Annotated in this window: 19 protein-coding genes and 1 riboswitch; of the genes, 3 read left to right on the forward strand and 16 right to left on the reverse strand. The window is 68.4% G+C overall.

Features of this window, described 5'->3' with window-relative positions:
* Window positions 1-64 precede the first annotated feature (64 nt).
* Genes ACIPIA_RS00740 through ACIPIA_RS00765 form a run of 6 tightly spaced genes read right to left on the reverse strand, consistent with a single transcriptional unit; the run spans window position 65 to window position 5,886 of the window.
* A complete protein-coding gene (locus tag ACIPIA_RS00740) occupies window positions 65-832 on the reverse strand; it encodes an SDR family oxidoreductase (RefSeq protein WP_400505709.1) in 768 nt (255 codons plus the stop codon).
* Window positions 829-1,821, reverse strand: a complete 993-nt coding sequence (locus ACIPIA_RS00745; RefSeq protein WP_400505711.1) for an ABC transporter substrate-binding protein — start codon at window positions 1,819-1,821, stop codon at window positions 829-831. The genes ACIPIA_RS00740 and ACIPIA_RS00745 overlap by 4 nt, the downstream gene beginning before the upstream one ends.
* A 4-nt stretch (window positions 1,822-1,825) precedes the next feature.
* Window positions 1,826-2,575 (reverse strand): ABC transporter permease, encoded by a 750-nt coding sequence (locus ACIPIA_RS00750; RefSeq protein WP_400505712.1) that lies wholly within the window; start codon window positions 2,573-2,575, stop codon window positions 1,826-1,828.
* Entirely contained in the window at window positions 2,572-3,366 is a 795-nt protein-coding gene (locus ACIPIA_RS00755) for an ABC transporter ATP-binding protein (RefSeq protein WP_400505714.1), read from the reverse strand. The genes ACIPIA_RS00750 and ACIPIA_RS00755 overlap by 4 nt, the downstream gene beginning before the upstream one ends.
* On the reverse strand, window positions 3,356-4,804 hold the full coding sequence (locus ACIPIA_RS00760; RefSeq protein WP_400505716.1) for an acyl-CoA reductase: 1,449 nt from the start codon (window positions 4,802-4,804) through the stop codon (window positions 3,356-3,358). Before ACIPIA_RS00760 ends, ACIPIA_RS00755 begins: the two co-directional genes overlap by 11 nt.
* A 5-nt stretch (window positions 4,805-4,809) precedes the next feature.
* Window positions 4,810-5,886: a LuxE/PaaK family acyltransferase gene (locus tag ACIPIA_RS00765; protein ID WP_400505718.1), complete on the reverse strand. Its 1,077-nt coding sequence runs from the start codon at window positions 5,884-5,886 to the stop codon at window positions 4,810-4,812.
* 88 nt (window positions 5,887-5,974) lie between these two features.
* Window positions 5,975-6,103, reverse strand: a riboswitch (TPP riboswitch).
* A 137-nt stretch (window positions 6,104-6,240) separates the two neighbouring features.
* Between ACIPIA_RS00765 and ggt the strand changes: the two genes are divergently transcribed.
* Together ggt and ACIPIA_RS00775 are read left to right on the forward strand one after the other, a co-directional pair.
* On the forward strand, window positions 6,241-7,917 hold the full coding sequence (gene ggt, locus ACIPIA_RS00770) for a gamma-glutamyltransferase (protein ID WP_400505720.1): 1,677 nt from the start codon (window positions 6,241-6,243) through the stop codon (window positions 7,915-7,917).
* Between the two features lie 20 nt (window positions 7,918-7,937).
* Window positions 7,938-8,903 (forward strand): 2-hydroxyacid dehydrogenase, encoded by a 966-nt coding sequence (locus ACIPIA_RS00775; protein WP_400505722.1) that lies wholly within the window; start codon window positions 7,938-7,940, stop codon window positions 8,901-8,903.
* Between the two features lie 12 nt (window positions 8,904-8,915).
* Here ACIPIA_RS00775 and ACIPIA_RS00780 read toward each other — a convergent pair whose 3' ends face one another.
* The 6 genes from ACIPIA_RS00780 to pobA form a co-directional block, all read right to left on the reverse strand.
* Window positions 8,916-9,632, reverse strand: a complete 717-nt coding sequence (locus ACIPIA_RS00780) for an ABC transporter ATP-binding protein (RefSeq protein WP_400505724.1) — start codon at window positions 9,630-9,632, stop codon at window positions 8,916-8,918.
* Window positions 9,613-10,377: an ABC transporter ATP-binding protein gene (locus ACIPIA_RS00785; RefSeq protein ID WP_400505726.1), complete on the reverse strand. Its 765-nt coding sequence runs from the start codon at window positions 10,375-10,377 to the stop codon at window positions 9,613-9,615. Before ACIPIA_RS00785 ends, ACIPIA_RS00780 begins: the two co-directional genes overlap by 20 nt.
* Window positions 10,374-11,381 carry a branched-chain amino acid ABC transporter permease gene (locus tag ACIPIA_RS00790; protein ID WP_400505728.1) on the reverse strand — a complete coding sequence of 336 codons (1,008 nt, stop codon included), beginning with the start codon at window positions 11,379-11,381 and terminating at the stop codon, window positions 10,374-10,376. Before ACIPIA_RS00790 ends, ACIPIA_RS00785 begins: the two co-directional genes overlap by 4 nt.
* A 1-nt stretch (window position 11,382) precedes the next feature.
* The gene (locus tag ACIPIA_RS00795; protein WP_400505730.1) at window positions 11,383-12,246 is read right to left on the reverse strand and encodes a branched-chain amino acid ABC transporter permease; all 864 of its coding nucleotides are present in this window, start codon (window positions 12,244-12,246) and stop codon (window positions 11,383-11,385) included.
* Window positions 12,247-12,328: 82 nt separating this feature from the next.
* Window positions 12,329-13,495 carry an ABC transporter substrate-binding protein gene (locus ACIPIA_RS00800; RefSeq protein WP_400505744.1) on the reverse strand — a complete coding sequence of 389 codons (1,167 nt, stop codon included), beginning with the start codon at window positions 13,493-13,495 and terminating at the stop codon, window positions 12,329-12,331.
* A 295-nt stretch (window positions 13,496-13,790) separates the two neighbouring features.
* Window positions 13,791-14,963: a 4-hydroxybenzoate 3-monooxygenase gene (pobA, locus tag ACIPIA_RS00805; RefSeq protein ID WP_400505732.1), complete on the reverse strand. Its 1,173-nt coding sequence runs from the start codon at window positions 14,961-14,963 to the stop codon at window positions 13,791-13,793.
* A 128-nt stretch (window positions 14,964-15,091) separates the two neighbouring features.
* Between pobA and ACIPIA_RS00810 the strand changes: the two genes are divergently transcribed.
* Window positions 15,092-15,967 (forward strand): helix-turn-helix domain-containing protein, encoded by an 876-nt coding sequence (locus tag ACIPIA_RS00810; RefSeq protein WP_400505734.1) that lies wholly within the window; start codon window positions 15,092-15,094, stop codon window positions 15,965-15,967.
* A gap of 6 nt (window positions 15,968-15,973) precedes the next feature.
* Here the strand turns inward: ACIPIA_RS00810 and pcaDC are convergent, their stop codons facing one another.
* The 4 genes from pcaDC to ACIPIA_RS00830 are packed head-to-tail and all read right to left on the reverse strand — an operon-like array spanning window position 15,974 to window position 19,674.
* Window positions 15,974-17,155, reverse strand: coding sequence for a bifunctional 3-oxoadipate enol-lactonase/4-carboxymuconolactone decarboxylase PcaDC (pcaDC, locus tag ACIPIA_RS00815; RefSeq protein ID WP_400505736.1), 1,182 nt, complete (start codon window positions 17,153-17,155; stop codon window positions 15,974-15,976).
* Between the two features lie 10 nt (window positions 17,156-17,165).
* The gene (locus tag ACIPIA_RS00820) at window positions 17,166-18,263 is read right to left on the reverse strand and encodes a lyase family protein (RefSeq protein ID WP_400505738.1); all 1,098 of its coding nucleotides are present in this window, start codon (window positions 18,261-18,263) and stop codon (window positions 17,166-17,168) included.
* Between the two features lie 38 nt (window positions 18,264-18,301).
* Window positions 18,302-18,964, reverse strand: coding sequence for a 3-oxoacid CoA-transferase subunit B (locus ACIPIA_RS00825; protein WP_400505740.1), 663 nt, complete (start codon window positions 18,962-18,964; stop codon window positions 18,302-18,304).
* On the reverse strand, window positions 18,964-19,674 hold the full coding sequence (locus ACIPIA_RS00830; protein ID WP_400505742.1) for a CoA transferase subunit A: 711 nt from the start codon (window positions 19,672-19,674) through the stop codon (window positions 18,964-18,966). The genes ACIPIA_RS00825 and ACIPIA_RS00830 overlap by 1 nt, the downstream gene beginning before the upstream one ends.
* Window positions 19,675-19,930: the final 256 nt, after the last annotated feature.

A 19,930-nucleotide genomic window follows, 5' to 3' on the forward strand; every position in this document is an offset into this window, starting at 1 on the left:
CAAGACGATCGAAAGCTTCCACACGCACGGCACGCCGCCGGCGGCATAAGTCGGCGGTGCTCCCTCAAGCCATCACCAGCCCGCCATCGACATGCAGGGTCTGGCCGGTGACGAAGCCGCTCCACGCGCTGGCGAGGAAGAGCACGGGGCCGGCGACATCCGCCGGCGTCGCGATGCGTCGCAGAGGCGTCTGCGCGATCAGCGTCTCGCGGACCTCCTCGGGCGTCGCCTCGCTCGCCTGCGTCGGATAGACCAGACCCGGCGCGACGCAGTTCACCCGGATACCCAGCGGCCCGAGCTCGGCCGCGAGATTACGGCTGAAGCCGACCAGAGCGGCCTTGGCGGTGGTGTAGTCGTGGTACGGGATGCTCGGGCGCGTCACCAGATCGCTGGCGAGATTGACGATGGCAGCGCCGCTGCGGCGCTGGAGCAGCGGCAGCATTGCGCGGCTGACCGTATAGGCCGCCTTCACCGCGCCCTCGAATTGCTGTTCGTAGGCTTCCCAGGGCGTCTCCCAGAAGCGTGCGCGGTTGTCCGGGTCGAAGCGGTAGGGCGCGAAGGCGTTGTTGACGACGACGTCGAGCCTGCCGACTTCCTCCGCTATGCGCGTCGCCATGGTTGCGACCGCGTCCGGGGAGGTGACATCGGCCGCGATGGCCAGCGCCTCGCCGCCAACAGCCCGGCATTCCGCTGCGACGGCCTCTGCGGCTGCCTCGTTCGCCCGGTAGTTGACGATGACGATCCCGCCTTCGGCGGCGAACGCTCTCGCGATCGCTGCGCCGATGCCACGGCTCGCGCCGGTGACGAGGATGGCCCGGTCGTGGAACTTCACGGGATGTCGCCCTTCTGCGGAATCAGGTCGCTTTTCACGACAGTCGCCATGTCGATCTGGCGGGTGATAAGGCCAAGGCTGCGGAAGGTGTCGGCGCCCTTCTGCAGGGCGTCGAGATCGAAGCGGCCGAGCCCCTCCCGTTCCGTCGTCGGTGACACGCCGGAGAGGTTGCGCAGCTTGATGATCTCGAGATTGACCGCCTCGTCGCGGCCATTGATGGCGCGGGTGACGGCGAGGCGCGCAGCCTCCTCGGGCTTGGCGATCATCCACGCGGCGGAATCGCGATAGGCCGCGAGGAAGCGCTTCAGGAGCGGCTTGTTCTGCTCGTAATAGCCTTCCTTCACGACGAAGATGTCGCTCGGCAGGTTGAGCTGGTCGCGGACCTCGATGACATTCGCCTCGCCCAGCCCCTTGGCGCGGGCGACGAGCAGGCCGGTGTCGGTCGCGGCTGTCGCATCGACCTGCCCCTGCATCAGCGGCGCGAAATTGAGGAGGCCGGTGGGCTGGATCTGCACGTCCTTCTCGCTCAGCCCGACCTGATGCAGCAGCACGAGCAGGTTCTGGTAGGTGCCGCTGGCGAGGCTGTAGACGCCGATGCGCTTGCCCTTGAGATCGGCGGCCGAGCGGATGCCGCTGCCCTTGAGCGCGACGACGTTGAAGACGTTCTGCGGGTAGATGTTGTAGATCGCGACGAGCTTCTCGCCCTTGTCGAGCGCGAGATAGAGCGCGGCCGGGTCGGTGAAGGCGATGTCGGCCTGCCCCGCAAGCAGGTTCTGAAGCGCCGCGCCGCCGCCATTGCCGGGCACATAGTCGAGCGCGATGCCCCTGGCCTTGAAGAAGCCCTTGTCCGGCTCGGCCAGCAGGTTGGTGATCTCGCTGATCGGCTGGCTCCAGCCGGCGACCGTGACCTTGTCCGGTGCCTGCGCCGCTGCCGGCGCGGCAGCCAGCCACGACAGGGCGAAAGCGAGGAAGGTGGGCAAAGCGCGCATGGGTCTAGCCTTTCGAAAAGCGATGCAGGACGCGGCGCTCGAGCAGGCGCACGGCCTCGTAGAGCAGCATTCCAAGGGCGGTGATGACGACGAAGAGCGCGAAGATGAGGCTGGAATCCATCACGCCCTGCGCGGCGATGATCGAGGCGCCGAGCCCTATGCGGCCGCCGATGAACTCGCCGACGACGGCGCCGACCAAAGCGAGCACGACGGCGACGCGCAGGCCAGCCATGATGACGGGCAGAGCGGCCGGCAGCTTGAGACGCAGCAGAGCCTGGAGGCGGCCGGCGCCCAGCATGCGGAACAGCTCTCGCCGGGAGGCATCGACCTCGTTGATGCCCGTCAACGTATTCTCCATCAGCGGGAAGAAGCAGATCAGCGCAGTGATGACGACGGTCGGCGTCATGCCGAAGCCGAACCAGATGATGAAGAGCGGCCCGAGCGCGAGCTTCGGCACCAATTGGCTCGCCAGCACATAGGGACGCAGCAGCCGGCTCAGCGCCGGAAATTCAGCCAGCAGGATGCCGACGCCGAGGCCGACGACTGTGCCGATGAGCAGGCCCAGCGCCATCTCGGCGGCGGTAACCGCCAGATGCGGCCAGAGCCTTCCGGTCGCGATCTCGCTCCACAGCGTCGCAAACACCCCGGAGGGCGGCGGCAGGACGAGCGGCGACAGGCCGCCGAGCCGACACCAGGCTTCCCAGCCGGCCAGCAGGGCGACGAGCAGCAGGAGCGAGGGCAGGCGGGCCTTCATGCCGCCGGCCTCCGGCTCGCAGTGATGACGGCTGAGCCGTCCATCGCGTCGCGCAACTCGCGGCAGATGGAGATGAACGAGGGCGCATAGCGCATGTCGCGATGGCGCGGGCGCGGCAGCTCGACACGGCGTGTATGAGTAATCCGGCCGGCCGCCATGACCGCCACCTTGTCGGCGAGATAGACGGCCTCGCCGATATCATGGGTGACGAAGAGCGCGGTTGTGCCATTGAGGGCGCAGAGGCGCAGGAGGTCGTCCTGCAATTCCTCGCGCGTGAGGGCGTCGAGCGCGGCGAAGGGCTCATCGAGCAAAAGCAGGTCGGGCTGGCCGACCAGCGCGCGGGCAACGGCGACGCGGCTCTGCTGGCCACCGGAGAGCTCGGACGGTAGGCGCGCTGCGAAATCGGCAAGGCCGACCCGGGCGAGGAGGTCGCGCGCCGCATCGCGGTCGACTGCGTTCGGGCGACGCTTCAGCGATATCGGCAGCAGGACATTGTCGAGGGCGCTCAGCCAATCGAGCAGGGTCGGTGCCTGGAAGACGAAGCCGGCACGGGCACTTGGGCCATGCAGCGCCTCGCCGGCGACACGGATTGCGCCTTCATCGGGGCTGAGCAGGCCGGCGGCGAGCTTTAGCAGCGTGGTCTTGCCGCAGCCGCTGCGGCCGAGCAGGCAATGGATTTCGCCACGCGGGATGATCCAGTCGACGCCGTCGACGATCGCTGGCCCGGCCGCGCCGTAGCGGTGGCGGATCTGCTCGATCGCGACGAAGCTGCCTTCGGGCTCAGTCGACATAGGGCGCGAATCCCTCTGCCGCAGCTTCGGCCGCCTGCTCGATCTCGGTCAGCGTGACGAGGTCGAGCAGGCTGAAGCGTCCGTCATGGTGCCACCCAGCCTCGGGCGCGGTCATGCGACCGAGCGGGGCGATGCGGCTGATGCCGGCCTTGCCGAGCTGCTCGGAAAGCCGGAACAGCCGCTCGGGCGCCGCGGCGACGCCCGCCGTCTGCAGGAAACTGCGATAGGGTGCGATCAGGGCAGGGATGTCGTCGAGGCTCTCGACGGCGACCAGCTTCAAACTGCGGTTCAGCCCGGTCGGGCTCAGGGGTTCCGCCGCCGCGACATGGACCACGCTCCAGCTGTCGGATGGCTCGCCGAGAAGCTCCGCTGCTCCCTCCATCGCGCGCGTCTCCTGCGCGCCTCGCCAGGTTGCGATCGACGCGGCTTCACCCGGCGAAAGTGCGCGGCGTGGATGGCGGGAGGCGAGCGTGCCGAGTTCCTGCGCGACGTAGCGGGCGAACTCGGCAGCTTCGACGCGCCCGCCGCGCTCGACGAAGAGCATCTGCGGGGAGTAGCAGCCCTGCTGCTCGTAGCGGACGACGTCGTGGGCGGCGAGCCGCGCCAGCGCCGGAGCCTTGCGGCTGTCGAGCGCCTCGCGCGCCACGACGCCGAAGCCGATCTTGTGGCCATGCGGCAGGAAGCGGGTGGTGACCGGCAACCTGGCACGCAGGGCCGTCAGCGTCTCATTGCCGCCATAGGCGATGACCGTGTCGGCCTCGCGCAGGAAGGTCGGCTCGGCCGCCGCCTCGCCCCCCTTCCACCAGGTGATCGCCAGGCATTCGCCGATCTCGGGATCGATCTCCGAGAGGAGCCCCGCGAACCAGCCGGCCGTCAGCGGCTCGGCCGAGGCGAGCTTGCCGATGTTGCCCGCCTTGACCAGAAGACCGCAGATCAGGCTCCAGAGCGAGAGTGCCGGCACGTTTCCGGCCCAGACATGCAACAGGAGTTCCGGGCCATGGGCGCGCAGATAGCCCCCCTTGGGCGTCGGCCGGAAACCGTCGAGCACGCCGGGATTGGCGAAGTCCTCAGCCAGGAAGCGCAGGAGCTGCGGTCTGCGGAAGGTCTTGAGATAGCCGGTGAGACCGAGACGGACCGTCTCGCGGTCATAGCCGGTAACGATCGGCAGCAGATGCTCGGCCTTGCGCCGCAGCGGGTCCCCGCGGTCGAGCAGGCGCATGATGGCGGCATCGATCGCGTCGACGATGCGGGCAACCGGCATCTGCTTCAGTCGGGCGCCGGCATTGTCGCGAACCTGCGCGCAGAGCGCCGCCGCCTGCGCCCCGTCGAGCTCCGGCAGCGCGATCGTGGCGCTCTCGCCCCAGGCGCTGAGGCTGACTTCGCGCCAGCGCAACGCCTTGGCGTTCAGGCCCGGCAGATGGCCCGCATGCTCGATCACGTCAGTCAGCCTCGTGCCGCGGCGAGGAATTCGGCGACCGCGACCGAACAGCCTTTCGAGGCCTCGCCATCGACCCGGCCGAGCAGCTTGAAACCGTTGGGCACGATCTGGCCGGCATCCTCGGTGAGGATCGCCGCGACGCAATTGAAATGGGCGAGGTCGTGATGGACGATCACGCCGCGCTGGCCTTCCGGCAGGTCCGCCCCGGTCAGCGGATCGACGACGCGGCTGCGGATCCAGTGCGGGCCGGACTTCACGGAGGGGCAGACGGCGTTGCCATCGTCATAGAGCTGCGAGCTCAGCTCGGTCATCCCGTACATGTTGATGCAGGAAGAGCGCGGCACGCCGAAGGCTGCCGAGAGCGCGTCATAGAACTCGTCAGGGCCGAGCTCGCGCGACTGGCCCTTGAAGCCGCCGGTGTCGAGGATCAGGCTCCCTTCCGGCAGAGCGAAGCGCCGGCCGCTCGCGGCGAGCGCGTCCAGCACGGGGACGAACGAATAGCTCGCGCCGAGCAGGGCGTAGGGCTCGCCGCTGGCTTCGGCTTCCGCGAGCGTCGAGAGCAGCCCGTCGAGGTCGAGCCCGGCGGCATCGATGAAGGTCCGGGAATCCGGGGTGCCGCATTCGCGCCTGGCGAGCGAAAGATAGGTGGCGAGCGAGGAGTTCGGCAGCTCCGCGGCGTCGGGGAAGAGAATGCCCATGCGGATGCGCTCGCGGCCACGCATGAAGCGTTCGCGGAAATTCACCAGCATCGAGCGGCGCCAGACCGCGAGAGTCGGATGATAGCTGCGGCCGCGGACGCCCTGCGTGGTGCCGCTCGTCATGAAGACGCGCTCGGCCGCTTCCGGCGGGCTGCAGCTCAGCGTCAGGTCCTTGAAGGCGGTGATCGGCACAGCCGGAATGTCGCGCCAGCGCCGGACCGAGAGCGGCGTGCGGCCGCGCTGCAGGCAGAAGCGCTTGTAGGGGTCGTTGTTGCGGAACTGGTAGGCGAACACCTTCAGCGCCATCGCCTCGAATTCCGCTTCCGACGCGTCGGGAAGCGCGATGAACGCCAGCAGCGCCTCGATGATCTCGGCTTGCGTCACTGTGGCCCACTCCGTTCGGACGCGTGCCGGCAAGCCGGGAGCGTCGATCGCAACTGGATCATCGGCGCAAGCTGGAATCAGGGCCACGACGGCCGCATGTCCCGCATCCCTACGCCGGTATGACCCGGATCAGGTTCGGAGGGTCACCACGTTGCCGGGCCTGACGGCCCTGCCGGCGGAATCTCAGCCTCCTAGCGAGGCCCCCCTGGGAACGGGATTTAGGTGGGGCTTCGGACCATGGCTTGTCAAGCGTTGCCGGCGCGTGGCCGTCGCTGCCGGCGAGAAGCGGGGACATGGCGCGCATGCCGAAGAAGAGGCTCGACGCCGGCCTGCAAAACCGGTTCTGTGCCGGCCATGAACCTTTCTGCGCCGTCGCCCCGCATCGCCTCCTTCACCTGCGAGAAGAAGCCGGCCACCGGCTCGCGCGGGATGGTCGTCACCAATCATCCGCTGGCCTCAGCCGCGGGGGCGCAGATGCTGCTCGCCGGCGGCAACGCGATCGACGCGGCGGTGGCATCGCTCTTCGCGCTGACCGTGGCCGAGCCGATGATGGTCGGCATCCTCGGCGGCGGCCTGAGCCATATCCGCCTCGCCGACGGGCGCCACGTCGTGATCGACAATCTCTCGACGGCGCCCGGGCATGCGGCGCCCGACATGTACGACTGCCTTTCGGACGAGATCGGCAAGCAGCGCGACACGCGCGACCGCGAGAACGTGGTCGGTGCCAAGGCGGTCGCGGTGCCAGGCGCGCTCAAGGGCTGGTGCGAGGCGCTCACGCGCTTCGGCACGCTGCCGCTCGCCGAGGTGCTGCAGCCGGCGATCGGGCTGGCGGAGCGCGGTTTCGTGGTCACGCCCTATCTCTCGAACTGCATCACCGACAATGCCGCCGATCTCGCTCGCGATCCGGGGCTTGCAGCGCTCCTGCTGCCGGGCGGCCTGCCGCTCCAGCCGGGCATGCGGCTGGTCCAGACCGACTATGCCGCGAGCCTGAAACTGATCGCGGCGGAGGGGCCCGAGGCGCTCTATGGCGGGAAGCTCGGACGGGCACTGACCGACTACATGGCCGCGAATGGCGGGCTCATCGACCAGGTCGACCTCGCCAATTACCGTATCGAGCTGCGTGAGCCGATCCGCGGCTCCTATCGCGGCTACGAGATCATCGGCCCGCCGCCTCCCTCGTCCTCGGGCGTGCATGTCACGCAGATGCTCAACATCCTCGAAGGCTATGATATCGGCTCGCTTGGATTCGGCTCGACGGATGCCGTGCATCTTCTGGCCGAGGCGCTGAAGATCGCCTTCGCAGACCGTGCGGTGGCGACGGCCGATCCGGCCTTCGTCAAGGTCCCGGTCGCGAGGCTGATCGACAAGGACTACGCCGACGAGCGCCGCGCGCTGGTCGAGATGGGCCGGGCCAGAAGCTGGACGGCGGGGCTTTCGGGTGGAGAATCTGCCGATACCACCCATGTCACCGTTGCGGACGCCATGGGCAACGTGGTCAGCGCGACGCAGACGATCAACGGCCTGTTCGGGGCCTGCGTGCAGATCCCCGGCACGGGTATGATCGCCAACAACTACATGTTCAATTTCGATCCGCATCCCGGCCGCGCGCTCTCGATCGCGCCGGGCAAGCGGGTCTTCACCTCGATGGCGCCGATGATGGCCGTGAAGGACGGCCGGCTCGCCTTCGCGCTCGGCCTGCCGGGCGCCCTGCGCATCTTCCCCTCGGCGCTGCAGGCCATCGTCAACCTGATCGACCACCGCATGACCTTGCAGGAGGCGGTCGAGGCGCCGCGCGTCTGGACCGAGGGCGGCGTCCTCGAACTCGAAGAGGCCATTCCCGAGGCCGTGGCGCAGGAGCTTGCGGCGCGCGGCCACAAGGTCTTGCGCTCGCCGCGCGTCGCCGGAGGGATGAATGCGATCGCCTTCAATGCGGACGGCACGTTGACGGGCGCCGCCTGCTGGCGCGCCGATGGCACGCCGGTTGCCATCTCCGGCGGGCTCGCCCGCGCCGGTGCGCGCTTCACCATCTGATCATATTCCCGGATCCTTCCATGCCAGAGACCATCGTCCTCCTCGACATGACGAGCCCCGAGCGCGCCGAGCGCATGCGGGCGCTGCTGCCGCCCGGCTTCGTGTTCAAGCACGGCGTCGCGCGCGGCGACGAGCATATGAAGGAGATCATCGCCGAGGCCGACTATGCGATCTCCGGCCAGGTCGGCGTCTCCGCCGATGTGCTGCGGGCGGCGAAGAAGCTGAAGCTGCTGCACAAATGGGGCGTCGGCTACGACAATATCGATATCGCCGCCGCGAAGGAGCTCGGCATCAGGGTCGCGCGCACGACCGGCTCGAATGCCGTGCCCGTTGCGGAATTCGCATTGGGCCTGGCGCTCTCCGCGCTGCGCTTCATCGGCTACGGCCATGCCGAGCTCAAGCAGGGCCACTGGGCCACGGGCAAGCTGCCAGGCGACACCTTCACGCTCTCGGGCAAGACGGTCGGCATCATCGGCTTCGGCGCGATCGGCCAGAGCCTTGCGAAACTGCTCGGGGGCTTCGGCTGCACGATCCTCTACAGCAAGCGCCATCCGCTCGATGCCGAGGCGGAAGCGGCGCTCGGCGCCCGGCACGCGTCGCTGCCGGAGATCCTGGCGCAGGCGGATGTCGTCTCGCTCCATTGCCCGCTGACGCCGGAGACGGCCAACCTGATCGATGCTGCCGCCCTCAAGGCGATGAAGAAGACGGCGGTTCTGGTCAATGTCGCGCGCGGCGGCGTCGTCAACGAGACCGACCTGATCGCGGCACTGAAGGCGCGGGAGATCGCGGGCGCTGCGATGGACGTGTTCTCGGTCGAGCCGCTGCCGGCCGACAGCGAATTGCTGACGCTCGACAACCTCGTGGTGACGCCGCACCTCGCGGCGATGGCCGCCGACAATTTCGCGCCGACCGTGAAGCGCATGTTCGACAACATGGCGCGTGTCTCGCGGGGCGAGCCGGTGCCGGAGCGCGATCTGGTGGTGTGAACCGCCGTCTGCTCAGTGCAACCCGCCGACGCCGACATAGCGCTCGAGCACGTCTCCGTCGGCGCGCAGCGCCGCTGGCTTGCCGGACCAGACGATCCGCCCGCGCTCGAGGATGATGACGTCCTCGGCGAAATCGAGCGCACTTTCCAGCCGCTGCTCGACGAAGAGAATCGTCATCGCGCCGCTCGCCGCGAGCCCGGTGAAGGCCTCCATCAGCATGTCGCAGATGACCGGAGCCAGGCCCTCCAGCGGCTCGTCGAGCAGCAGCACCGAGGGCTGGCCGAGGATGGTGCGCGCCGTCGCCAGCATCTGCTGCTCGCCACCCGAGAGCTGGGAGCCCAGATTGCGACGACGTTCCTGCAGGCGCGGGAACAGCACATAGGCTTCCTCGATCGCGCTGCGCGGACGGCCCTTCAGCCCGGCGAAGAGGTTCTCCTCCACCGTCAGGCCCTTGAATATCTCGCGGGTCTGGGGGACGAGGCCGATGCCGCCATGGGCGCGAGCGGCGGTGCCGAGCGCGGTGATGTCGTTGCCGCCGATGCTGATGCTGCCGGCATAGCGGCGCGTCAGCCCCATCAGGCTCGCCATCAGCGTGGTCTTGCCCATGCCGTTGCGGCCGAGGATGGAAAGGCGCCCGCCCGCCGGCACGGAGAAGGACACATCCTCCAGAACATGGGTCTGGCCATAGCCGGCGCTCAGGGCGCGGACGTCAAGCGTGGCTGCGGGCATGCGCGTAATTCCCGAGATAGGCTTCACGGACCTTGGGGTCTTTGGCGACCTCCGACGGCAGGCCCTGGAAGATGAGCTCGCCCGCAGCCAGCACCACGACACGCCTGGCAAAGCGGAAGACGAGATCCATGTCGTGCTCGATCATCAGCACGGCGAGCGAGGCGGGCAGGCGCGCCAGCGCCTCCTCTATGCGCGGCGTGTCGGCGGAGGGCACGCCGGCGGCAGGCTCGTCGAGCAGCAGGACTTTCGGCCGCTGTGCCAGCGCGATCGCGATTTCGAGCAGGCGCTGCTGACCATAGGCGATGGTGGCGACCTTGCGGCTGGAGACCTCGGTCAATCCAAGCGTCGCGAGGATCTCGGCGGCTTCGTCGCGCACTTCGGACGCGCCGTGGAAGCGGGCGAAGATGCGCGTCGCCCGGCCGAGGCGCTGCAGGATGGTCATGACCACATGCTCTTCCGGCGTCATGTCCGGGAAGAGGCGCGTGACCTGGAAGGTGCGGACGAGGCCGCGCCTGACGCGCTTCACGGCGCCCAGGCCCGTGATGTCCTCGCCGGCGAGGCGGACGCTGCCCGCGCTCGGCGGGATGCGGCCGGTGACGAGGTTGACGAAGGTGGTCTTGCCGGCGCCGTTGGGGCCGATGAGGGCGAGACGCTCGCCCTCATTCATGGCGAGCGAGATGTCGCGGCTGACCTTGAGCCCGCCGAACTCCTTCGAGAGGTGCGAGACCTCGAACACCGCGCTCATCGGCCGGTCCCCCAGCGGTCACGCGTCAGCAGCCGGGCGATCTCGTCCAGCGTTCCTGAGAGGCCACGCGGAGCGAAAAGCACGATGGCGACCAGCACGGCGCCGACCAGCGTCATCCAGTGGAAGGGGTTGATCGCGGCGACGATGTGCTCGAGCGCCATGAAGATCACCGTGCCGATCAACGCGCCGAATAGATGTCCGATGCCGCCGAGGACGAGCATGACCAGCGCGTTGGCCGAAATCTCGAAGCTCACGCTGTCGAGCCCGACGACCTGGGTCGCGATCGCCGCAAGCGCGCCGCCCATGCCGGCGACCGCGCCGGAGATGACGAACATCTTGAGCAGCACAGGGAAGGCGTAGATGCCGAGCGCGCTGATCCGCAGCGGGTCCTCCTTGAGGCCGCGGCAGACCATGCCGAAGGGCGAGCGGACGATGAAGCGCAGCGCCGCGAACACGATGACGAGCAAGCCGAGGCCGAAGAGATAGGCGCTGCGGCCCCAGAGATCGAACTCGAAGATGCCGAAGAGCGGAGCCGGGCTCATCCCGGAGAGGCCGTCGCTGCCGCCGGTGATCGAGGAGGCCTTGTTCGCGGCCTCGTGCAGGAGCTGGACGATGGCGATCGAGAGCACGAGCTGCGGCAAGCCATGCGCGCGCAGCATCACCGTGCCCATGAGCAGGCCCATGACGGCGCCGGCTGCCGCGCCGATCAGGATCAGCAGGAAGGGCTCGGTGACGCCATGGACGCAGGCGATGCCGGCTGCGTAGGCGCCCGCGCCATAGAGCGCGCCCTGGCCGAGCGAGGCGATGCCGCAATAGCCGACGATCAGGTCGAGCGAGAGCACGAGCAGCGCGACCGAGATGACGCGGGTCAGGAAGGCGAGATTGTCGGGGAAGAGGACATAGCCGGCCATGCCGACGAGCGCGATCAGGGCAAGGCCGAGCAGATCGCGCCCGAGCGTGCGCAGGCGAGGCGTTCCGGCGCGCGGGAGCGTGGCGTCGGTCATCTCAGTGTGCCCGCCCCATGAGGCCGCGGGGGAAGGCGCAGACCACCAGGATCACCGCGAGATAGAAGAAGAAATTGCCGAAATCCGGCACGAGATAGCGGCCGGTCACGTCGATCGCGCCCAGCAGCAGGCAGGCCGCGAGCGCGCCGGGAATCGAGCCCGCGCCGCCGACCGAGACGACGACAAGGAAGGTGACCATGTAGCGCAGCGCGTAATAGGGCTCGATCGGCAGGAATTCGGCGCCGACCACGCCGCCGAAGGCGGCGAGCCCGATCGCCAGCGCGAAACTCGCCGCATAGATGATCTCGGTGCGCACGCCGAGCGCACGCGCCATCGGCGCGTTCTCGACGGCGGCACGCAGATGGATGCCAAAGCCGGTACGCTCGATCAGGAACCAGAGGCCGCCGGCGACGACGAGGCCGCTCGCGATGACGAAGAGGCGGTGCCCGGCGATGCTGCGGAAGCCGAGATCGATCGGTCGCGCCAGTTCGCCGGGCAGCGGGATCGTCTTCAGGGTTGGCCCGAAGAAGTAGTTGGTGATGCCGATGACGCAGAAGGTGATGCCGATCGTCATCAGCACCTGCGAGAGTTCGCTGCGGTCGTAGATGCGGCGATAGAGCAGGCGCTCCAGCGGAATGGCGAGCAGCACCGTGCCGATGACGGCGAGCAGGATGCCGAAGCCGTAGCCGAGGCCGAGATCGCGCGCGGCATAGGAGGCGATGTAGCCGCCGATCATGGCGAAGGCGCCATGCGCGAGGTTCACCACCCGCATCAGCCCCATCGTCAGCGACAGGCCGATGCAGATGATGAACAGGGCCATGCCATAGGCGAAGGCATCCATGGCGATGCTCAGCGCGGTCTGCATCTGCGGGCCTCGTCGAACGGGAGCAGGATGCGAGGGCGTCGCGCGCCCTCGCGATGTCGAGATCCGGCGTCGGCGGCCAGGCTCACTTCGCCAGGCCGGGGTCCTTCTGATCGGGGACGCTGGCGATCTCCTTGTTGATCCAGCGCCCCTGCGCGTCCTTCGCGACCTCGCGCAGATAGATCGTCTGGGTGATGTGGCGGGTCTCCGGGTCGATCTTGACCGGGCCGCGCGGGCTCTCCCAGGCGAGGCCCTTCACCGCCTCGACCGCCTTTTCGGCATCCTGCTTGCCGCCGGTCGCCGCGATCATCTTGGAGATCACGAACATGCCGTCATAGGCGCCGACGGCGGGGAAGGAGAGCAGGTCGGGCGCGCCGATCGCCTTCTCGCCGGCGGCGACGAAGCGCTTGTTGATCTCCGAGTCGTGCGAGACGGCATAGTGGAAGGACGTCACCATCCCGGAGGCGGCCTCGCCCAGCGCCGGAAGATCGGATTCCTGCGTCAGGTCGCCGGTGGCGAAGAGCTTGACGCCCGCCTGCTTCAGGCCGGTGTCGCTGAAGGATTTGACGAAGCCGAGCGTCGGCGGGCCCGACGGCAGGAAGGCGAAGACGCCCTGCGCGCCGGCATCGCGGATGCGCTGCATGATCGGGCTGAACTCGGTGGTGTTGAGCGGCATGCGGATCGATTCGACGACCTCGCCGCCCGCAGCCTCGATCGCCTTCTTGAAGGCGCCCTCTGCATCGACGCCCGGGCCGTAGTCGGTAACGACCGAGACGAATTTCTTGATGCCACGCTCGACCGCGGCCTTGCCGATCGGCGTCGTTGTCTGGGCAGTGGTGAAGGAGGTGCGCACGGCCAGCGGCGAGGAGTTCATGATCGCCGAGGTCGCGGCGTTGAAGATCACGAGCGGCACGTTGCCCTGCTTCAGCAGCGGGGTGATCGCCATCGCGTCCGGCGTGAAATAGACGCCGCCGAGATACTGCACCTTGTCACGGACGATCAGCTCCTGCGCCAGCGCGCGCGCCTGCTGCGGGTTGGCGGTCGGCAGGTCGCGATAGACCAGCTCGATATCGTGGCCGGCGACGGTCTTGCCGTTCTGCGCCAGCCAGGCCTCGGCACCAGCCTGGAAATTCTTCCCCTGCAGGGCGAAGGGCCCGGAGAAGGGCCCGATGATGCCGACCTTGATGGTGTCGGCGCCGGCCGCGCCACCCAACCCCAGGGTGCCCGCGAGCGCCAGGGCGCCGGCGCGCAGCAACCGGCCGATCGATGTCTTCTGCATTGTCCTCTTCCTCCCGATATCGTGCTCCGCCGCAGCCGCATCGTCTGCGGAACGGTGGTCGTCGCCGTTCGTTCCCGGCCGGATCAGCGCATCGCGATGTCCGGCTCTTGTTGTCACCAACGCAATTTTTTGCCCGAGGGCAATGGCCATCGCCGTCCGGAGCCGAAGTCCTTCGGGGGGAGCCGTGTCACAGGTGAATTCGTCTCTCGATTACTGGGTCAAGCGATGATTGTCCCGCTCCGCGCCAATCCGGGCCGGGCGGCAGGTTCTAATAGGGCAGGCCGACATAGTTCTCGGCGATGGTGACGCCGGCCGCATGCGAGTGGATGAGATAATCGAACTCAGCCCGCTGGATGCGCCGGTCGAAGCCGTCTTTCTCAGGGAAACGGTGGAGGAGGTTGGTCATCCACCAGGAGAAGCGTTCCGCCTTCCAGACCCGAGCGAGCGCGCGGGCGGAATAAGCGTCGAGGCCGGCATCGGAGCGATCGTGGTAGTGCTCGCGCAGGGCATCGAAGAGATAGCGCACGTCGCTCGCGGCGAGATTGAGGCCCTTGGCGCCGGTTGGCGGCACGATATGGGCGGCGTCGCCCGCGAGGAAGAGCCGGCCGAAACGCATCGGCTCGGCGACGAAGCTGCGCAGCGGCGCAATGCTTTTCTCGAGCGAGGGACCGGTCGTGACCCCATCGGCAACCTCGGCCGGCAGGCGCCTGCGCAGTTCGTCGAAGAAGGCATCGTCCGACCAGTTCTCGACCCGCTCCTCCAGCGGAACCTGGACATAATAGCGGCTGCGCTCGGCTGAGCGCATCGAGCACAGCGCGAAGCCGCGCTCGTGATTGGCATAGACCAGTTCATGCGCCGCCGGGGGGCGATCCACCAGCAGGCCGAGCCAGCCGAATGGATAGACGCGCTCGAAAGTCTGCAGCGCATCCCCGGGCACGGAGGCGCGGGAGGCGCCGTGATAGCCGTCGCAACCGGCGATGAAGTCGCAGTTCAGTTCCCTGGCCTGCCCTTCCACCCGGAACGTAACCCGCGGCGAGGCACCGTCGAAATCATGCAGTGCGACGTCGTCGGCTTCGTAGAACGTCGTCCGGCCGAGCGCCGTGCGGGCGTCGATGAGATCGTGGGTTACCTCGGTCTGGCCATAGACGGTGACCGTCTTGCCGCCGCTGAGTTGCTTGAGATCGACGCGGTGCAGGGCGCCATGGAAGGCCAGCGCGAAGCCGTCATGGACGAGCCCTTCGCGATCGAGCCGTTCGCCGACGCCCGCCTCGTGCAGAAGATCGACCATGCCCTGTTCGAGCACGCCGGCGCGAATGCGCGACAACACGTAGTCGGCACTGCGCCGTTCCAGGATGACGTTGTCGATGCCGGCGCGCGACAGAAGCTGCCCGAGCAGCAGGCCGGCAGGTCCGGCGCCGATGATGGCGACCTGCGTTCTCATTCTTCTTGACCTCCCACGGAGCGTCGATTTGCACCGTTCGATCCGCACGCCGACAATATCGCGTTCGCTGTGGTTGACGGAATGGAGTATTCGCGCATTGTCTTGGACAAATCGATCTTGAGGACGATATGCCCGGCAGGAGCGTCCCCGCCTATTGGCTCTATGGCGAGCGTCTGACCGACCGCTTTCCCGATGCGCTTCACATCGAGCCCATCATGGCGCGCAGTTCGCTGCATGGCTGGACGATCCAGCCACACCTGCATCACGACCTCTTCCAGTTCTTCCTCGTCACGGAGGGCGGAGGGCGGACGCGCGTCGACGGCCGGGAGCACCTGTTGACGCCGGGGTCGGTGCTGCTGCTGCCGCCGTCGACGATCCACGAATTCGCCTTCCTCGACGACACCAACGGCTTCGTCGCGAGTGCGGCGGCGACCTCGCTGAAGCGCCTGTTCGGCAACGAGCCGGAGGCGCGAGCGCTGCTTGGGAGCGCGGCGGTGCTGCATGTGCCGGTCGGGAGCGGGGAGTTTGCCGGGCTCAGCGCGACGATGCGACTGGCGATGAGCGAGTTCGCCGCGAACCTGCCGGTGCGCGAGTTCTCGCTGGCGGCCTATGCCGACCTGATCGCGTCATGGTTCGTGCGGGCGATGCGCGGGGCACGGGCGATTGCAGAGCCGGCGCGGGATGCGCGCGCGGAGCTGGTCCGCCGCTTCGTCGAGCGCGTCGAGGCGCGGTTCCGGCAGCATGATGCGCTGACCGATTACGCAAGCGCGCTCGGCGCCTCGGTGCCGCATCTGTCGCGCAGCTGCCGGGAACTGCTCGGCCACTCCGCCGCGCGGGTCATCCAGGACCGGCTTATGATCGAGGCGCGGCGCGATCTCGTCTATACGGCGATGTCGATCTCGCAGATCTCGTTCCGGCTCGGCTTTTCCGATCCTGCCTATTTCTCGCGCTTCTTCGCCAAGCGCGCGGGCCTGTCGCCTTCCGACTACCGGGTGAAGGCCTGACGCCGGTCAGTCCGCCGCCTCGATCTCCTTCATCACGGCAGCGGCTTCGGCAAATGCGGTGTTGCCGGCGGGCACCCCGGCATAGATCGCCGTCTGCATCAGCACTTCCTTGAGGTCGTCGCGCGTGAAGCCGCCGCGCGTCAGTCCGGCGCGGACATGCAGCCGGAATTCCTCCCAGCGGCCGAGGCTGGCGGTGATGGCTAGCACGAGCAGGCGTCGCGTGCGGTCGTCGAGGCCGGGCCGGCTCCAGATCTCCTGCCATGCAATGCGGGTGATCATCGCCTGGAACTCGGCGTTGAACGGCGTGCGGTTGGCGAGCGATCGATCGACCCAGGCATCGCCAAGGACACGCCGGCGGTTCTTCAGCCCGGCCTCGAACAGAACCTCCCCGGCATCGCCGGCGTCCGGGCCTGGCGACAGGAACGCCCGCAGTACGCCCGCGAGCGCGGCCGGGGCTTCCAGCGGGGCGAGGTGCCCGCAGTCGAGTCGCTCCAGCCTCGCGCCGGGAATGGCGGCGACGAGGTTATCGCCATGGCCCGCGAAGGGGGTGGAGGCGTCGCGCTCACCGACGACGACGAGCGTGGGGCAGGAGAGGCCGGGGAGCCGGTCGATCAGCGCCATGTCGCGGATGGCGGCGCCGGCCCCGGCATAGCCTTCGCGGGCCATGGCGACCAGGTTGCGGCGTACGCTTTCAGCGATGGCCGGCTGTCCGGCGGTGAAGGCGGGCGAAAGGAAGCGCTGCATCGCGAGATCGGCGATCGCCGCCGTGCCGCCGGCACGGACCTTGCCGACACGATCCTGCCATGCGGCCTTGTCCATCGTGGCGGAGGTGCAGATCACAGCCAGCGCCGAAACCCGTTCCGGGTGGGCAAGCGCAAGCTCCATCGCGATCATGCCGCCAAGCGAGACGCCGGCGACCGCGGCGCGCGTGATGCCCGCCGCATCCATAGCGGCGGCGGTGTCACCGGCCAGCTGCGCAAGCGTGTAGTCGCCATCCGGCGCGTCGGAAGCACCGTGGCCGCGGGTGTCGAGCCGCAGGACGCGGAAGGCGCCGAGCAGCGCCGGCATCGCCGCATCCCAGAGGCCGAGATCAGTGCCGATCGAGTTCAGCAGCACCAGCGCGGGCTTGTCGTCGGTGCCCTCGAGCTTCCAGTAGATGCGGGCGCCGCCGCTTGCTGCGAATGGCATGGTTAGTCCCTCAGTCGTTTCGGGCCAGCAGCGCGGCGACCAGGGCCGGGCTCTCGCCGATATCGTCTCCGAGGCCGGCAGCCGCGAGATTGCGGGCGATTGCGGCTTCGTCGATCTCCAGCCCTTCCGCCACGGTCGCCATGGCCTCGGCCGCACCGGCCGCGAGCAGGAAGAGCTCGGCCAGAGCGGGGCCCTCGGCCTGCCAGCCGCCGAGCCCGCGCTCCTGCTCGGCCGGCAGGCCGGCGAGAATGCCGGCGACAAGGCCGGGAGCGCGGAGCGCGGCCGAGAGGGCGACCTGGCAGCCGGTGGGGTTGCGCTTATGCGCCATGGCGGAGGAGCCCCCACGGCCGGGGATGGCGGGTTCACGGGCCTCGCCGATGCCGTTCTGGGCAAGAAGCGAGACATCGCGCGCCATCTTGCCGAGCGCCCCGATGGCGATTGCGAGAGCCGTGGCGATCCCGGCGACGCCGCCGCGGCGCGCCTGCCAGGGCGGCGCGTCGGGCAGGGTGAGCGCAGCGGCGAGGCGCGCCGACACGGCAGCTCCCTTGCCGCCGAGGCCGGCGCGCGAGCCGGCCGCGCCGCCGAACTGCAGCATTGCGCCGGCAGCGACCTCACGGCCGAGGCGTTCGGCGGCTTCGGCCACGCCGGCTTGCCAATGCGCGATACGCAGGCCGAAGCCGATCGGCAGTGCGTCCTGCAGCAAGGTTCGGCCGATAGAGGGCGTCGCGGCATGGCGCCGGGCGAGCGCGGCAAGCGCCACCGTCGTGCGGGTGAGATCGTCGTCGAGCAGGGCTCTGGCGTCGCGGATCTGGCAGGCCAGCACGGTGTCGGCGACATCCTGGCTGGTTGCGCCCTTGTGCAGCGACTTGGCCGCCTCGCCGGCCAGGGCGGCGCGCAACCGCGCCACCAGCGGAATCGCCAGCGTGCCGGCGAGCGCGGCCTCCTCGGCGAGCTCGGCCGGGTCGATCGCGATCTCCGCGCAGAGCGTGGCGATCGCCTCGGCGGCGTCAGGAGCGATCAGTCCTTCTGCCGCTTCGGCTCTGGCGAGCTCGGCTTCGAAGGCGAGCGCATGACGAAGAGTGGCCGCGTCCGAGAACACGGCCAGCATCGCTTGGGTTGTCGCCGGCCTCGCGCGGAGGAGCCCGCTCACGCGGCCTTGGCGAGGCTCGGGGCGACCGCGAAGGGCGCGGCCGTCTTGGCCTTGACCTCGTCGAGCGTGACGCCGGGGGCGAGCTCGATCAGGGTCAGGCCGCCGCCCTTCTCCTTGTCGCAGCTCATGACGCAGAGATCGGTGATGATCAGGTCGACCACGCCCGCGCCGGTCAGCGGCAGCGAGCACCGCTCCAGAACCTTGGATTCGCCCGCCTTGTTGGCGTGATCCATCACGACGATGACCTTCTTGACGCCGGCTACCAGATCCATCGCGCCGCCCATGCCCTTCACCATCTTGCCGGGAATGGTCCAGTTGGCGATGTCGCCATTCGCGGCCACTTCCATGGCGCCGAGGATGGTCAGGTCGATATGGCCGCCGCGGATCATCGCGAACGAGTCGGCGGAGGAGAAGAAGCTGGAGCTCGGCAGCGCCGTGATCGTCTGCTTGCCGGCATTGATCAGGTCGGGATCGGCCTCGCCCTCATAGGGGAACGGGCCGATGCCGAGCAGGCCGTTCTCCGACTGCAGCGTGACGTCGACGCCCTCGGGAATGTAGTTAGCCACCAGCGTGGGAATGCCGATGCCGAGATTGACGTAGAAGCCGTCCTTCAGTTCCTTGGCGGCGCGGGCGGCCACCTCTTCGCGGGTCCAGGCCATTATGCCGACTCCCTCTTGCGCTCGGTCAGCTTCTCGATCTTCTTCTCGTTGATCGTGCTCTTGATGATGCGGTCGACATAGATGCCGGGGGTGTGGATCGCCTCCGGGTCGAGGGAGCCGACCGGCACGATCTCCTCGACCTCGGCCACCGTCACCTTGCCGGCGGTCGCCATGTTCGGATTGAAGTTGCGTGCCGTGCGTCGGTAGACGAGGTTGCCCGCCGTATCGGCCTTCCAGGCCTTGACGATGGCAAGGTCGGCGCGCAGCCAGGTCTCGCGGACATAGAGTTGACCGTCGAATTCCTCGACCGGCTTGCCCTCTGCGACGACGGTGCCGACGCCGGTCTTGGTGTAGAAGGCGGGGATGCCGGCGCCGCCGGCGCGGATGCGCTCGGCCAGCGTGCCCTGCGGGTTGAGTTCGAGTTCAAGCTCACCGGCCAGATATTGCTGCTCGAAGAGCTTGTTCTCGCCGACATAGGACGCGATCATCTTCTTGATCTGCCGGGTCTGCAGCAGCATCCACAGGCCAAAACCGTCGGCGCCGGCATTGTTCGAGATCACCGTCAGGTTCTTCACGCCGGAATCGCGGATCTGCGGGATCAGGCTCTCCGGGTTGCCCGACAGGCCGAAGCCGCCGGACATGATCGTCATGCCGTCGAAAAGCAGCCCCTCCAGCGCAGCCGCGGGGCTGTCGTAGATCTTGCGCGTCATCTGTCCTCCATGGGCGCGGCTTGGCGCCGCGACATTTGCTCCCGTGTCCCGGCCGCCGCAAGCCCCAGGCGTTGCTTCCGGCCGGTCCAAGTTTCCGGCGCGATCAGAATACGAACGCGGGAGAATGTCCATCACCGCGACGCAAGTGCGGCATGGCCTTTGCGCAATTGCGGTAGGCTCGGGCCCGCCATCGAGATCAGGCTGCCGCCAGGCGCTCTGGAGCCGGGATCGGGAAGGCCCGGTCATAGGCCAGATT

Origin of the sequence: Allobosea sp. CER48 (genome assembly GCF_044752385.1) — a bacterium.
In the GTDB taxonomy this organism is placed as follows: Bacteria; Pseudomonadota; Alphaproteobacteria; order Rhizobiales; family Beijerinckiaceae; genus Allobosea.

Coding starts and splice junctions, on each gene's coding strand:
- ACIPIA_RS00745 (WP_400505711.1), bottom strand. CDS start 1,821: ATGCGCGCTTTGCCCACCTTCCTCGCTTTCGCCCTGTCGTGGCTGGCT.
- ACIPIA_RS00750 (WP_400505712.1), bottom strand. CDS start 2,575: ATGAAGGCCCGCCTGCCCTCGCTCCTGCTGCTCGTCGCCCTGCTGGCC.
- ACIPIA_RS00755 (WP_400505714.1), bottom strand. CDS start 3,366: ATGTCGACTGAGCCCGAAGGCAGCTTCGTCGCGATCGAGCAGATCCGC.
- ggt (WP_400505720.1), top strand. CDS start 6,241: ATGAACCTTTCTGCGCCGTCGCCCCGCATCGCCTCCTTCACCTGCGAG.
- ACIPIA_RS00775 (WP_400505722.1), top strand. CDS start 7,938: ATGCCAGAGACCATCGTCCTCCTCGACATGACGAGCCCCGAGCGCGCC.
- ACIPIA_RS00780 (WP_400505724.1), bottom strand. CDS start 9,632: ATGCCCGCAGCCACGCTTGACGTCCGCGCCCTGAGCGCCGGCTATGGC.
- ACIPIA_RS00785 (WP_400505726.1), bottom strand. CDS start 10,377: ATGAGCGCGGTGTTCGAGGTCTCGCACCTCTCGAAGGAGTTCGGCGGG.
- ACIPIA_RS00790 (WP_400505728.1), bottom strand. CDS start 11,381: ATGACCGACGCCACGCTCCCGCGCGCCGGAACGCCTCGCCTGCGCACG.
- ACIPIA_RS00795 (WP_400505730.1), bottom strand. CDS start 12,246: ATGCAGACCGCGCTGAGCATCGCCATGGATGCCTTCGCCTATGGCATG.
- pobA (WP_400505732.1), bottom strand. CDS start 14,963: ATGAGAACGCAGGTCGCCATCATCGGCGCCGGACCTGCCGGCCTGCTG.
- ACIPIA_RS00810 (WP_400505734.1), top strand. CDS start 15,092: ATGCCCGGCAGGAGCGTCCCCGCCTATTGGCTCTATGGCGAGCGTCTG.
- pcaDC (WP_400505736.1), bottom strand. CDS start 17,155: ATGCCATTCGCAGCAAGCGGCGGCGCCCGCATCTACTGGAAGCTCGAG.
- ACIPIA_RS00820 (WP_400505738.1), bottom strand. CDS start 18,263: ATGCTGGCCGTGTTCTCGGACGCGGCCACTCTTCGTCATGCGCTCGCC.
- ACIPIA_RS00825 (WP_400505740.1), bottom strand. CDS start 18,964: ATGGCCTGGACCCGCGAAGAGGTGGCCGCCCGCGCCGCCAAGGAACTG.
- ACIPIA_RS00830 (WP_400505742.1), bottom strand. CDS start 19,674: ATGACGCGCAAGATCTACGACAGCCCCGCGGCTGCGCTGGAGGGGCTG.